The 12,615-nt window shown below is 53.1% G+C and carries 12 protein-coding genes; 5 read left to right on the forward strand and 7 right to left on the reverse strand.

Annotation, left to right across the window (positions count from 1 at the left end; translation table 11 throughout):
• Window positions 1-11: 11 nt before the first annotated feature.
• The 6 genes from GOX66_RS20130 to GOX66_RS20155 form a co-directional block, all read right to left on the reverse strand.
• Window positions 12-1,238 (reverse strand): CpaE/TadZ family protein, encoded by a 1,227-nt coding sequence (locus GOX66_RS20130; protein WP_170764920.1) that lies wholly within the window; start codon window positions 1,236-1,238, stop codon window positions 12-14.
• A complete protein-coding gene (locus tag GOX66_RS20135; RefSeq protein WP_170764922.1) occupies window positions 1,238-1,885 on the reverse strand; it encodes a TadE/TadG family type IV pilus assembly protein in 648 nt (215 codons plus the stop codon). Before GOX66_RS20135 ends, GOX66_RS20130 begins: the two co-directional genes overlap by 1 nt.
• Window positions 1,882-2,379: a TadE/TadG family type IV pilus assembly protein gene (locus tag GOX66_RS20140; RefSeq protein WP_170764924.1), complete on the reverse strand. Its 498-nt coding sequence runs from the start codon at window positions 2,377-2,379 to the stop codon at window positions 1,882-1,884. Before GOX66_RS20140 ends, GOX66_RS20135 begins: the two co-directional genes overlap by 4 nt.
• 14 nt (window positions 2,380-2,393) lie before the next feature.
• Window positions 2,394-3,932, reverse strand: coding sequence for a pilus assembly protein TadG-related protein (locus GOX66_RS20145; RefSeq protein ID WP_170764926.1), 1,539 nt, complete (start codon window positions 3,930-3,932; stop codon window positions 2,394-2,396).
• 9 nt (window positions 3,933-3,941) lie between these two features.
• A complete protein-coding gene (gene cpaB / locus GOX66_RS20150; RefSeq protein ID WP_170764928.1) occupies window positions 3,942-4,904 on the reverse strand; it encodes a Flp pilus assembly protein CpaB in 963 nt (320 codons plus the stop codon).
• A gap of 144 nt (window positions 4,905-5,048) precedes the next feature.
• Window positions 5,049-5,228, reverse strand: coding sequence for a Flp family type IVb pilin (locus GOX66_RS20155; RefSeq protein WP_170764930.1), 180 nt, complete (start codon window positions 5,226-5,228; stop codon window positions 5,049-5,051).
• 643 nt (window positions 5,229-5,871) lie between these two features.
• Between GOX66_RS20155 and GOX66_RS26355 the strand changes: the two genes are divergently transcribed.
• Both GOX66_RS26355 and GOX66_RS20165 read left to right on the forward strand, forming a co-directional pair.
• The gene (locus tag GOX66_RS26355; protein WP_419555571.1) at window positions 5,872-6,600 is read left to right on the forward strand and encodes a helix-turn-helix transcriptional regulator; all 729 of its coding nucleotides are present in this window, start codon (window positions 5,872-5,874) and stop codon (window positions 6,598-6,600) included.
• Window positions 6,601-6,924: 324 nt separating this feature from the next.
• Window positions 6,925-7,113, forward strand: coding sequence for a hypothetical protein (locus GOX66_RS20165; RefSeq protein ID WP_170764934.1), 189 nt, complete (start codon window positions 6,925-6,927; stop codon window positions 7,111-7,113).
• Window positions 7,114-7,257: 144 nt separating this feature from the next.
• On the opposite strand, the gene GOX66_RS20170 is transcribed toward GOX66_RS20165, so the two are convergent.
• Entirely contained in the window at window positions 7,258-8,502 is a 1,245-nt protein-coding gene (locus tag GOX66_RS20170; protein WP_170764862.1) for a hypothetical protein, read from the reverse strand.
• 206 nt (window positions 8,503-8,708) lie between these two features.
• Between GOX66_RS20170 and GOX66_RS25650 the strand changes: the two genes are divergently transcribed.
• The 3 genes from GOX66_RS25650 to GOX66_RS20185 are packed head-to-tail and all read left to right on the forward strand — an operon-like array spanning window position 8,709 to window position 11,409.
• Window positions 8,709-9,362, forward strand: coding sequence for a PepSY domain-containing protein (locus GOX66_RS25650; protein WP_214652707.1), 654 nt, complete (start codon window positions 8,709-8,711; stop codon window positions 9,360-9,362).
• Between the two features lie 38 nt (window positions 9,363-9,400).
• A complete protein-coding gene (locus tag GOX66_RS20180) occupies window positions 9,401-10,060 on the forward strand; it encodes a response regulator (protein ID WP_170764936.1) in 660 nt (219 codons plus the stop codon).
• Window positions 10,060-11,409, forward strand: a complete 1,350-nt coding sequence (locus GOX66_RS20185) for a sensor histidine kinase (protein WP_170764938.1) — start codon at window positions 10,060-10,062, stop codon at window positions 11,407-11,409. The genes GOX66_RS20180 and GOX66_RS20185 overlap by 1 nt, the downstream gene beginning before the upstream one ends.
• Window positions 11,410-12,615 lie beyond the last annotated feature (1,206 nt).

Consider the following 12,615-nt stretch of genomic DNA (forward strand, 5'->3'; position numbering starts at 1 on the left):
GTGATCTCCTTTTATGTACTTTTTGTTGCTACGGCCTGTACATCAGCCGACATGGCAGCAGCCAATTTTGCCAAGGCCTTTCCAAGGTCTGATTGAGGTTTCATCTCCACAACCGGCCGTCCGAAATCCACGGAATTGCGGGCGACTTTCGGATTGTCCGGCAGCCAGTGTTTCAGCTTTGTTTCCAAAACCTTTTCAGCCTCACGGACATGGGATGACCGGATCAGCGTGCTTCGCTCACGGTTGACGACGATCTCAACCGGCAGCGTCACGTTTGCCTCTCGGTAGAAGTCAATCAACCGCCGCGCCTGACGCACGCATGGCACAGTAGTGTCGGTGACGAGCGCAAGCTGGGCTGCGCGCTTGAATATGGGTTCGACCCACTCAACAACGGCACAGGGAAGATCGATTACGATATAATCGTACCGCTGTTGAAGCAGGTCGAGCATTCCTTCGATCAGATCGGGACGCATCGACTGAAGCGGAACCATCGGCGCCGGTGCACATAACACGTCAACGCCAAGGGTGTGTTCCTGAAGGACTGAAGACAGAAAATGGTCGTCAGGTTTTTCCGCGTTTTCAATCAGTTGAAGAAATCCGCCATTATCCTCAAGATCCAGAAAGACGTTTGAGTTTCCAAACTGAAGATCAAAATCCAATAGCGCGACACGGTTTTTCGCAGACTTCCTGAAGAATGACCCTTTCCCGCCCACAAGTGAGCATGCGAGGTTAACGGCAACAGTTGAAGCCCCGACACCCCCGCGAGACTTCGCAACCGGTATCACTTTACCCAGCGCCGATACCCCATCCGGCAACGATGTCTGCGGAACCGCACGTGCGCTTATTTTTTCACTGACCGCCGCTTTCAAACCCTCGCCGTCTATCGACAGCGGCAGGACTTCGTCGATGCCGGTCTTCCGCAATTCGCGCGCTTTGGAAATTGAAAGGTCATTCTGTGTCAGGGCAACAAACAACGTGTCGTCATCCCTGTGTGCCAGCACGTCTTCGATGGCCTGCACTTCACCCACATCATCAGGGTCGATTTCAAAGATCACCACGTCATGTTTGAACGCAAGTTGAAGGGCAGTCCCATTCAATGCCTGGAACGTTGTGGCATTTCCCGTGACTTTGTTGTCCTCTTCCGCCGGAAAAACGCCCGCGACAACCTGAGCGATGGCTTCGCTTTCAGAAACAAGCATCACCGAGTGTGACTTTAGGTTCGAAATTATTTTGTCCATTATCCTGACTCTCCTAATGCTAGGTCTTCAGCAGGCAGCGAGACGCTGAAATTGGAGTAACCGGCTGTCATAGGAATTGTGCTGTTCGTCGCGCCCGCGGCATTTGCCAGCGCGGCCAGCGGTGACACGAATTGAAAATCGTTCAGGTTCAATTCGACTGTGACCATGGGTGTGTAAGGGCCACCCAGGAAACCCAGATTGGAGTTAAAATCGTAATGAAACTGTAAATTGTCTATTGTGGCGCTCGGGGGCAAAAGCGGACTAATGCGAGCCCAGATTTCCGAGGCGGTGGGATTGGTAGCATCACCTGGGCACATAGGGGTCTGTGGATCATCGCACACCCCGGCCGAGGCGCTGCAGGACGTGCCAAATCTTGGCGACAAAGGAGATGAGCCGCGCAGGTGCGTTGCAGGAACTCCGGCGCAAGCGGGCGGGCGAACAATTGCGATGCGCGCAGCAAGCTGTGAGGCTTTTTGAGCATTCACAACGCTGTAGGATAGTCGGCCGAAATCCAGTAACGACAGGAAAAGGAAAAGAAACAAGGAAACGACTATAGCGAACTCGACAAGAACGCCACCGCTCTGATCCCACAGGATTTTCTGCCCTATGCGGCGCAATTGCGCGCGGATATGCGACTGGCTTTTCATTGTCCAAATATCCGAGATGTGTCAGAAACGTCGGTGGTCACCGATGACAAGCCGCTGCCGAAAAGCGACAACAAGTTTCCCATCGGAATTTGAATGGTGATGTTTGCGCTGACCGTGCCTACGGGGGCCGGATTAACTCGGTAAGTTCCGGACATGCAAGACAGGCTGGGCGTTACCGAATTGACCGTTATGCTCGGCGGGAACAGGCTGTTGGCGTGTTTGTCGTTCTCGACGATACCTTTCAAAGTTGTGGTGAGCCCCGCAACAGAACCGCCAGAGGAACAGATATCCGCCGGCGCCACTCTGGACAAATAGCGGCCGGCATCCCGGACACCTGCAATGACCGACTGGTACGACCACATCAGGCGCGCGGATTCCAACGTCAGAGCCAACATCAGCAGCATGACCGGCATGACGAGGCCAAATTCCACGATGATTGCTCCGTCGTCATTCTTTGCGAAACGTTTGAAAGGGGCTGTCAGACGTGTTTTCATGACCCTGCGCTCCCTCAGCGATACAATTGCACGACATCGCGAAAGATACCGCCGAACCCATTGCCGCCGCTGCCCACGCCCGAAACGTCCGGGAAGCCGACAACTTCGCCGTGGATGTCAAAACTGGGCGGCGAAGCACCGTCATCACCAACCGGTTCGGTCAGGAAAACAGCGACGAATTTTGTAACCGGTACACCCGTAGTCGAGCCTGAAACCGGGTTTTGAGCACAATCGATCCCAGCCGCTGTAACGACGCGTCGTGCGGGATTACTCGACATTTGACTGGAACACATTGGCCGTCCGGTTTCGGCGAGCGACGGGTTCAATATAGCACTTGCATTCGGTGGTGAGTGAGGGTTGGTGTTCCCGTAAGCTATTTCCCGCAGGTACATTCCGTACCGAGTCCCGGCAAAGACAGAATTGGATCCGCTCAGTGCGGGCAGATGAGCATCGCTGCCTATTCCATCTGCAACGCCATCCGCAAGGTCGTGGTTTTGATTGAGATACCCTGCGCGATCCCAAACACCATCACCAAACCGGTTATTACCGCCGCAGGTACCTGCTGTCATGCAAGTGTCGCGACCAAGGGCGGTCGTGTCAGGAGTGACCTCTTCATTACCCTGAATGCAGGCACCGCCGCCGTTTTTCTGAATTCCCTTAATGACGTTAGGCGCGGGCGCAAAATCCGGATTATTTTTCTCTCCGTTAAGAACGGAACGATAGATGTCAAAGCGAACGTTGAACGCCGCGTTGGTGATTCCGACTTTCTGACCAGGTTCCGTATCCAGACCATTTGTCAGAACGCATTGCGTAATTTGATCCTGCGCCGCGATAAGGCAGGCCAACTTGTTGCCGCCCTCATCTGCACACACGCCCGACGTGTCTTGAAATGCCGCCAAGTCAATGAAGCCGAAGTTGCCCGGACCCCATGCGGTGCCATTCCCACCGCTACGAAGCAGTATCTGGTCACCAACGGTCAGTGTGGACTCCCAATTGGGTGGCAGGCAGAACATCAGCGGTGAAATATCGCAAGCGGCCTTCGAGTATCCGGCCACAGCCTCAGCTGAAACGCTGGCCGCTGAAAAACCACCTCCGCCAAGCATTTTGTCCAGTGCCGACGCCATACTCATGCTTACTGATTTCGGCGTCAGCACGATCTGCGCAAATTTGGCTTTCCTCGCATCCGTGGTGATGTCCGCCCCCAGCGGTGTCAGGTCGGAAGCAGGAAGCGCGGTATGAAACGTGAGCGTGTAATCCGACGAACCTGCAAGCGCGGTGGGTCCGGTAGCAAAGGTCTGACTGTCACTGATCAGATTCGCAGCGGCATTCGTTGCGCGAGTGATTGCGTCTGGTTGCCCGTCCAACTCACCAGCCGCAGCCAGTGCGACGTTGTCGGCAAAGGATTGAAGCTCTGCGTGGGTCGAATTCAACCGGCCGACATCCAGTGTGATGGCGAAGAAGCCGAGAAACGCAACCAGAGCGGTACCCCAGAGGATGGCGACCGTGCCGCGCTCTTCCCTCGAATAGTTTGATATGAACGCCTTCAGTAACATGGCACGGGCCTACTGAGCAGAGTTCTGGCTGATTTCGATTGGGCGAACTCTCGGCTTGACCCCAGGGGTCTCGACTGCCGGCGAAAGCTGGGCATCCGTCTGGTTGCGGGATTCTAATTCAGTGACCGGTTCAGCCCCCTTCGTCGCCTCTTCGGATTCAGGACGGTTTCTCTGGATGGTCACCACCTCAGTTTCGGTGCCTCGGTTCACTCTGACAGTGGGTTGCGCTTCGACTTTTTCGACTGGACCTTCTTCCTGCAGGAGATCGCGCAAGCGAACCATTTCCATTGGCTCGTCCTCGACACCGTCCAACGTTCTGAGGGTTAGACTCAGCGTTCCGGCCTTTTGCGCCAGAGCAAGGCGCTGACCTTGCTGAGGAGTCACTTCTACTGTGATTGTGCGCGCAATCTCGGGCTGATCGCTCAGTTCTTCGGACTGCTGGTCTACACCAATCACGCGAATATTCTGCAGTATAGTTACCGCGCGCAAATCCAAATTCGCGCCCTGCGTCAAAACAATATCCACCCAGTCACCTGGGGTAACAAACCCGCCGACTGCAGTGACCGCGTCAACCTCGATTGCCATGGCACGCGTATTCTCACCCAGTTTTTGGACCAACGTGACCTTTTCGCCAAAATTCGAGACTTTCGAAAGCAGCATGACCTCGCCGGGGTAAAACCGTCCCTTGGCGCGGCGCAACTGACCCCGGCTGTCAGGAACAAGTACGCCTATTTCCGTGAAAACACCGGCTGGCAGAGCCTCACGTGGCCAAGCGTGCTTTGTAACGTGGTGCTTTTCGATCGTCTGGCCAAAAGCGATTTCCGACCGGGCGACGAAGATCTCAACCAAATCCGCCTCTGACGACGATCCGGGCGCAGTTGTCTTAAATTGAATGTGGTCTTTCGCCAGGAACACGGAGCCGGAAGCAATCGCGATTCCGAAAAACGTAGTGATAATTGGTCTGATACGCATCTCTGTCTCCAAAAGTTACGCTCAAAAAATTCGAAACATCGGTAATTTAGTTGTCGAAAATCCCGGCGGTGTATTCTGCGCCGCTACACTGGTGCGACGGCGCAGAATTCTGATGTGTTTTGCAAATTGCAGCTTGCCGACGGATCAGCAGGGATTGGTGGTGTTCAGAGCGTTACAGGCACCCTGTACGTTAGTGGCCGTTGTAGTACCCAGAAACGTGAACGCACCAACCGCAATTGAAGCGACGACCAAAAGCGCGAGGCCGTATTCAACAATTGCTGCACCGCTTTCTTCTTTGACGAACTTCTTCATAAATTTAGTCATGTTTCCCCCGAAAGGTTAAATTGAAATCCACGCTGCGTGTTATTGCAGCGCGAGCCTGGCATTTCTGCATTAGCTCTCCAATTACGGTAGCTGTGTCAAAATCCACCGCCTTCCGTCAAAAATGGTAAATTTACTACTTTAGGGTGAAAATTTAATTATAGTAGCACCTTAACGGAGAATTTCATTAACCCTGCATTAACAAGGCGTTAACGTTAAAACGAATCAATATATCTGGAAACAATGAAGATGATTAAACTTAAATTGTGGCACCAGTGTGGGCAAATTCTGCACCTATGAAATCTACGGCATGTCGCAGTTAGACAACGCTTGGAAACGGCCTCTTTATGAATATTTTATATTATTTCAACATGTTAAAAAATTCTAATTGCGCCAGCTTTGGATATTTGCCTTCGATCGAGACCATAAAACCGATTGCTGACCTAACATGACCAAGACAAATTTGTGACTGTGGTGGGAGTAGCATTGGGGAGCCCGACGGAGTTGTTTAGTTGGGTTTGTAAAAAGAGTAATGAGTGTAAGTTTTTCCAAAGGCGTTCACGCGCGAAACAGCTTGAATTTGGTTATGGAATGGGCGCATGCGTTAAATGGCAACAATGCCATTTTAAAAGTTCTTGACCAACTAATGCGGTTAACAAGTGCAGATGCAGCGATAATTACCCGCACTTCCAAGACAGAACGGCAAGTAAAGTATATTGCGCGTTGCTGCATTCAAGAGGGGAAAGTTTGGCCTTCGCAGCCCCAAACACAAACGGAGTTTGTTCTGGGCAATTGTATTTATACTGCAAAGGCCGGATCAATTTGGAAATTGTCAGATGTGAAAGCAACTGACAACGCGTCGACCTACTCTTACCGGGATCAGCATCCAAACGGTCTGGGCGAGGTGATAGTAGTGCCGCTTGAAACGAAGGGGGGGCATGTCGATCACCTTGAACTGCACTACAGACACCGCCCCAAAAGCTACGACTTGGATCTGCTAACTGTATTAGCTTCAACACTTGCCTCTGGTTGGCGCAGGCGTGTACCTGGTTCGATTTCAGCGGCGTCTGAACAGGTACGACGTCACCGTCTCAGAGTGGTCCAGGTTGATGGACACGTACCGATCCTGGACCCTCAAAACCCTACGGAACTCAGCAGGTGCGAGTTTCGAGTTTGCGCGATGATGAAGGAAGGAATGACGGTTAAGAAAATTTCGGAAACTCTGTCTGTCTGCCCTACCACCGTCCGTTCGCACCTGAGCTCGATTTTTTCGAAGACGGGCGCTTCGAACCAAGTTGAGCTACTGCATCTGTTAAACCGAAAGACCGAAGCGAGGCACAAGTCTACCCGCTCTGGGATATCCCACTCCGGCTGACCGCTCATGGCGTCTTATTGCGTTGACATGTTCACGATAGCCATAAGTTCAGGCGAGGCACTGACCACTCGCCTGCTTGACCTCCGATCAATTTGATTTCACCAAAGGCTGCACCTCGGCCCCAACAATAGCCGAATGAGCGTCTTAGAGCTGCGGTGCAGTTCGCCGGAACTGACAGCGACTCACGACATTGTCCACGAATTCGCGACAACGTTAACGCAAGGTGAACAATGTATTCTCGGAGTATTCAACCAGCTTAGCGCATACTCACCCTCTCGGGCCGGGCCATCTGATACGCGCCTGGCTCCACAGAAGGGGAAAAGCATGATTAAGACTGCCACTGAGGTTGCAATAGACCAAGTACGTGCGGGCATCAAATCTTCCGGCCCCGCAGCACACGAAGAACTCTCAAACACCACGAACCCGAACACGGGTCGCTTCCCTCCTATCGAACATGCTTTGATGGATATTGTTAACAACAAGCGACTGGAAGGGGCGAAGAAGAACGTCTGACCCTACATTACGACGTCTTCTTATTTTCCGGGCCACGTCCTACCCGGAAAAACTACAAGCCCAGGCCCGCTCCGAAAGGAGCGGGCTGCTTTATGTTGGAAACTTTGACTCTGTGCCCGTGCTACCGGTTTTCAGGCTTCACGCTTAGCCGTTTCTTGCAAGTTCATCCTCCAGTTCCTCTTCGGACGTCTGATCTTCTCCCGCCGGATCGTCACTGGCTTCATCCTCATCTTCATCGTCGGCATGTTCCTCGTCGGTATAGTCACCGTCGTCCTCACCGTCAGCATATTCGTACTCGTCATTCAACGTACCAAGCGCGGCTTTAACAGCCTCGTCGTCGGGGTTGGAGGCTCTTACTGCACCGAGAACGCGATCCTGCTGTTCCGTTGCAACGTTGTCGTCGTCAGAAAAGTCGCCCTTGTAGTGACCCAGAAGACCGGCTTCCGCTTGGTGCACTGCCTCTGCGGCTGCTGCTTGATCCTCAGTTGGTCGCTTAACCGGATTTCCGTCTTCATCTGTGGTTAAGTCGTGCGCATCCTTGACGGCCTGTGCGTCTTCCAAATCGTCAGGGTCAGTCGATCCTGGATTGGCCTCTTCGTTGGCGAGGACCTCCTCTGCTTCTTCCACGGACATTGGGGCATCGTCCAAAAAGCCAAACGCCGCATTGAGTTCTTGAACTTCTTCAGGACTCAACTTGCTGTCTTTACCCATGGCATGATTGAAATTGGCGTCCGCTACTGCAAGGCCTGCGGCGAGGCTGACCGGCCCCGTACCTTTCGCATACTGACCGTTGGCGATATGTGCGAGCTTTGCCTTTGTGCTGGAATTTATTGCACCATTCAGCTTGCCGAGGTTGCGGGGATCAAGCGTACCATCGTCAATGTATATTGCTTTTCTGCTTGTCGGTCTCGGGGATTGCTTGACAGAGGTGTTTTTTGTTCGTGCTGTGGCAGCCTGCTGCTTTTTGCCATTGAACAAGCCCTTGATGCCTTTTTTTTGCGTCTTGTTGGCAGCGTTGCCTTTCTTTCCGCCAAACAAATCCTTCAGAGAGAATTGTTTGCCTTTAGAGCGTTTCGAAGCTCCCCCCGCAGTACCAACGGATTTGCGACCCGACTTTCCTGCAGCTTTCTTTCCTCCGCCCTTGGACGTAACAGATCCAGAGCCCTTACCCTTACCGTCGCCGCCACTGTTGTTACCGACACCGTTGCCTTTGCCACCGCTGTTCCCTTTGCCACCACCGTTTCCGTTCCCGTTACTGCCGCCATTTCCCTTACCCTCTTTCGCATAAACGGTATCCGGAAACGTGAATGCTCCAACAATTGCAGCAGATCCCAGCAGGGCAATTGCAATGGTGGATGCTTTCAAAAGGCCGGTCGATTTGGTTTTCATGACGGTCCTCTTTCGTTGAGTGCAATTTTCATTTGTCAGCGCATCAGGATATGGTGTGAAGGCGCAGATGTGTGTGTCGGAATCAGGAACCAATGTCCCGATTTAAGCCTATTATCATTGAACCCACGACGAACTGGTCGTTCATCGCCAGTTCACATTGAAATCAGTAGAATTAAGATGCGCTAGCACGTTAATGAGTATGGAAGATGAGAAAGCTTTTTGTCATCGTGTGTCTGCTCGCCTTTCTCCAGGCCGGAGAGGGGCATAGCGCCGTGCGCGAGTTGAAACAGTCTGAATTGCGCAAAGCAACAACTTCGGGCAGCACCATTCGGCTCAAGAAAGTTATCAAAGGGGTCGAAAGGGTTTTCGGCGGGACCCCTGTTGATGCGCGCGCATTCCAGTCTGACAAGGTTTATTACCGAATATTGGTCAAGAAACCCAACGGCAAAATCATCAGCGTCATCGTTAACGCACAAACGGGTGTCGTCGTTCCCAATCGTTCAAGTATCGGACGCCAGATATCCAAGGCAGCCCAGTCCACTCCCGGAAACACTGCCAGGGCTAACTCGCAGGGGAAATCCAGCCACACGGGCAATCAGGCCAACAACGGAAATCGCGGGGGCAATAGCAACAGCGGTGGAAACGGTAACAGCGGTGGCAACGGCAACGGGAACAGTGGCGGCAACGGCGGTGGCAACGGCGGTGGCAACGGTGGCGGCAACAGCGGTGGCAACGGTGGCGGCAACGGTGGCGGCAACGGCGGTGGCAACGGCGGCGGAAACGGTGGCGGTGGCGGCAACGGTGGCGGCAACGGTAACGGTGGCGGTGGCGGCAACGGCAACGGTGGCGGCAAAAAATAGTGATTAAAAAACTTTCTGCGCACCTGTAGAAACAAGATATGAGAGTATTACTCGCCGAAGATGAACCGCACCTGTGCGAGCAGGTCAAGAAACTGCTAAACGCCGAAGGTCGCGTGGTCGATATCGTGAACAACGGTGTCGATGCCCTGCATCTGGGCACAACCGAACCGTACGACATGATTATTCTCGACCTGGGCCTGCCAGAACGCGACGGCATCTCTGTGTTACGCGAATGGCGAGGCGCAGGCATCAAGACACCAGTATTAATCCTGACCGCCCGCGATGGCTGGAGCGAACGAGTTGATGGATTGGATGCCGGTGCGGACGACTACATGACTAAACCGTTCCATTTGCCTGAATTGGCGGCACGAGTCCGCGCCATCTTGCGCCGCCAGAGCGGGCAACTGAACCCTGTGATCGAGATGGGGAACGTCGTTCTGGACACTCGTAATGGTCGCGTGACCGCAGACGGAGTTCCGGTTGATTTGACCGCCCAGGAAATTGCTGTGCTTACCTATCTGGCCCACAATGCCGGGCGTTTAATCCCAAGAACCGAGCTTTCAGAGCACATCTATGAATATGATGGTGATCGGGATTCGAACACCATCGCGGTTTTCATAAACCGACTGCGCAAAAAGTTAGGACCCGACCTGATCACGACGGTTCGCGGTCGTGGATATATGATCGATTCAATCTGATGTTATCACTTCGTCAACGGGCATTGCTTGGGGGGATCGCATCCGGGGCCTTGTCCGTTGGTGTGGGTACACTGGCCGTCTTCTCCTATATCGATTCCCGAGTTTCAAATCGGTTCGACACCGCACTTCGGGACCGCCACACGCAACTTGTCGTCGGGTTGAGTGTCACGACCCAGAACCCCGATTTCTTGCGCGACCTCATGTTTGATCCGGCCTATAGCGCACCGTATTCTGGCCGGTACTGGCAAGTCACCAACAGCGACGGAGAGATTTTCACATCCGCTTCGCTTTTTGACGAAACAATCGCTGAACCGCCCGGTTCCCCAGAAAACGTCACACTTTGGACTACCTCGGGTCCCGAAGATGAAGCGGTGCGCAGCGCCTATCAAGAAATAACCTACGAAGATGGAACCGTTTGGGGCATCAGTGTCGCCGAAAGCCAGACCCAGCTGATCGACGAGAGACGGGCAGCTCAGCGCAGTCTTTTGCCCGTTTTTGCAGTTGTCGGGTTGATCGGTGTCGCGGGTTCCTTGCTGCTTATGTCGATTATTCTGGGGCCACTTCGAAAATTGCAAACGGATGTGGCACATCGGTGGGATTCAGATGACGACCTCAAGCCTGCTGACTACCCGAATGAAGTAGCTCCTTTGGTTGAGGACCTGAATCAGCTTATGCGTCGCAATCGGGATATCGTGTCCGGTTCTCGAAGGCACGCTGCCGATTTGGCACATGCTCTGAAAACACCAACAACCATATTGCGAAACGAACTCCAGGGTTTGTCCGAGACCGGGGTCAAGACCGATATCGCCCAGGAAGCTTTGGATCGGGTTGACGCTCAACTCAGTCGTTCGCTCGCAAGGTTGCGGGCAATGAATACGGCGGAACTGACACATTCACGCACCGATCTTGCACACTCAGTCGATCGGCTGGCGCGGCTTTTTTCAACGATAGCTGAAAGAGATGGCAAAGTACTGGAAGTCAAAAGTGATCCGGAACTCTGGGTACGTATGGACACGCAAGATATCGAAGAAGTTCTTGGAAACTTGTTGGACAACGCTGTCAAATGGTGTCGCAGCACCGTAAGATTGACCGCAAAACGCCAAGAGGGCTGTATCGAAATACGCATCGAAGACAACGGCCCCGGTATCCCGGAAGACGCACGACGCGAAGCGCTGCGGTCTGGAGGACGTCTCGACACCTCAGTCAGAGGCAGCGGATTGGGGCTGGCAATCGCAATTGATTTATTGAACGCATACGGCGCACGGCTTGATCTGGGAATATCGGATTCCCTTGGTGGATTGAAGGGTCGGGTAGCGATCCCGACTAAAATCAGCGCAACCTCAGAATAAGTGTAAGCGTTGCATAGCCCCCATATTTAATATCTGATCAAGCTACTCTGAGCGGTTTATGATGTCCTCCAAAAGGATAAAGGCATCATGAATTCTCAAGTGTTGGGTGAGCTCGCAAGTGACCAGGAAACCGAAAAAGCGTTCCATGCCTATGGCCACTCAATTCCCGTTGGGAAAGACGGTCGCCGTCTGTGGCCCCTAAATTTCAAAGATTAAATGGGGCAGCGTATGAGGGCTGGTCGTTTATCTGTCGGCGAAGTTGCAAAGACGTGTGGTGTCAAACACGAGATTGCCTCCAGGTGGAAGAAAACGTCCGAGAAAAAGGCGTCAGGTCCGCACTCAACCTTAAAACCTAAATCTCAACCGTCTTTTGCTGAGATTTAGGTCAGCTCACATGAGCAAACTGTCCCAGCTGCGTCAGAAAACATCATTTTCAAGCGAGGCGGATGTGAAGTCCTATTTCCCGCCAATGATCCACTCGGGAAACTGGCAACGCTGATCAGGGCATTTGAGGGCGACGTATGATTACACCATCTGGAAACTTTAAGTTCTACGTAGCGACCGAGCTCGTCGACTTTCGCTAGGGTAGCGCCACCATAAGCTTTGTTGGCCAGAACGGAAAGGTGTCAGCCTGGGGTGCGCTTGCAATGCTTACGATCGGCCTTCCGAAAGCGCTCGTTGGGGCAGTTGCAGCGATAGCTCACTTTGTCCGCAGTGCCGCGTTGAAGGGATGTCGAAACAAGGTCCCTATTGGGAACAATAGCTGCCGAATGCACTCGCTGAGGTCAATTAGCTCGGGAACGGCGCATTGGGCTCAGAGCCGTCATTCGAGATATCGGCTTTGGCGGTGGTTTCTCCCTACCCGGGGTATACACGGGGCCGGGTATACCCCGGGTAGGGAAAAATCCCTCTGTATACTTCTACGCGCAACGCAGTTTCACCTGGCTGACAGTGCTGACAGTGCAGACGGAGACTGTGGGTTGGTTTTTCTTTTGGGGAGAGATTCGGTTTAAGGCTACGCCAGCTTTGGAGTGTTTAAGGTGCTGTTCTTTGCTGTGTGGCGCAGTACTGCTGTAGCACCGAGGCTGGTCGTCCTAAGCACGAGAAGCGCCCCTTTGGGCGCTAGTGCGTTGATTTAATGTTGTTATATTTGGTTGCGGGAGCAGGATTTGAACCTGCGACCTTCAGGTTATGAGCCTGACGAGC

This window comes from Ruegeria lacuscaerulensis (assembly GCF_013031245.1).
Classification (GTDB): domain Bacteria; phylum Pseudomonadota; class Alphaproteobacteria; order Rhodobacterales; family Rhodobacteraceae; genus Ruegeria; species Ruegeria lacuscaerulensis_C.

Excerpts from the sequence above, each read along its gene's own strand:
- GOX66_RS20155 (WP_170764930.1), bottom strand. The coding sequence starts at position 5,228 with ATGACTAAATTTATGAAGAAGTTCGTCAAAGAAGAAAGCGGTGCAGCA.
- GOX66_RS25650 (WP_214652707.1), top strand. The coding sequence starts at position 8,709 with ATGAGAAAGCTTTTTGTCATCGTGTGTCTGCTCGCCTTTCTCCAGGCC.
- cpaB (WP_170764928.1), bottom strand. The coding sequence starts at position 4,904 with ATGCGTATCAGACCAATTATCACTACGTTTTTCGGAATCGCGATTGCT.
- GOX66_RS20180 (WP_170764936.1), top strand. The coding sequence starts at position 9,401 with ATGAGAGTATTACTCGCCGAAGATGAACCGCACCTGTGCGAGCAGGTC.
- GOX66_RS20170 (WP_170764862.1), bottom strand. The coding sequence starts at position 8,502 with ATGAAAACCAAATCGACCGGCCTTTTGAAAGCATCCACCATTGCAATT.
- GOX66_RS20140 (WP_170764924.1), bottom strand. The coding sequence starts at position 2,379 with ATGAAAACACGTCTGACAGCCCCTTTCAAACGTTTCGCAAAGAATGAC.
- GOX66_RS20185 (WP_170764938.1), top strand. The coding sequence starts at position 10,060 with ATGTTATCACTTCGTCAACGGGCATTGCTTGGGGGGATCGCATCCGGG.
- GOX66_RS20145 (WP_170764926.1), bottom strand. The coding sequence starts at position 3,932 with ATGTTACTGAAGGCGTTCATATCAAACTATTCGAGGGAAGAGCGCGGC.
- GOX66_RS20165 (WP_170764934.1), top strand. The coding sequence starts at position 6,925 with ATGATTAAGACTGCCACTGAGGTTGCAATAGACCAAGTACGTGCGGGC.
- GOX66_RS20135 (WP_170764922.1), bottom strand. The coding sequence starts at position 1,885 with ATGAAAAGCCAGTCGCATATCCGCGCGCAATTGCGCCGCATAGGGCAG.
- GOX66_RS20130 (WP_170764920.1), bottom strand. The coding sequence starts at position 1,238 with ATGGACAAAATAATTTCGAACCTAAAGTCACACTCGGTGATGCTTGTT.
- GOX66_RS26355 (WP_419555571.1), top strand. The coding sequence starts at position 5,872 with ATGCGGTTAACAAGTGCAGATGCAGCGATAATTACCCGCACTTCCAAG.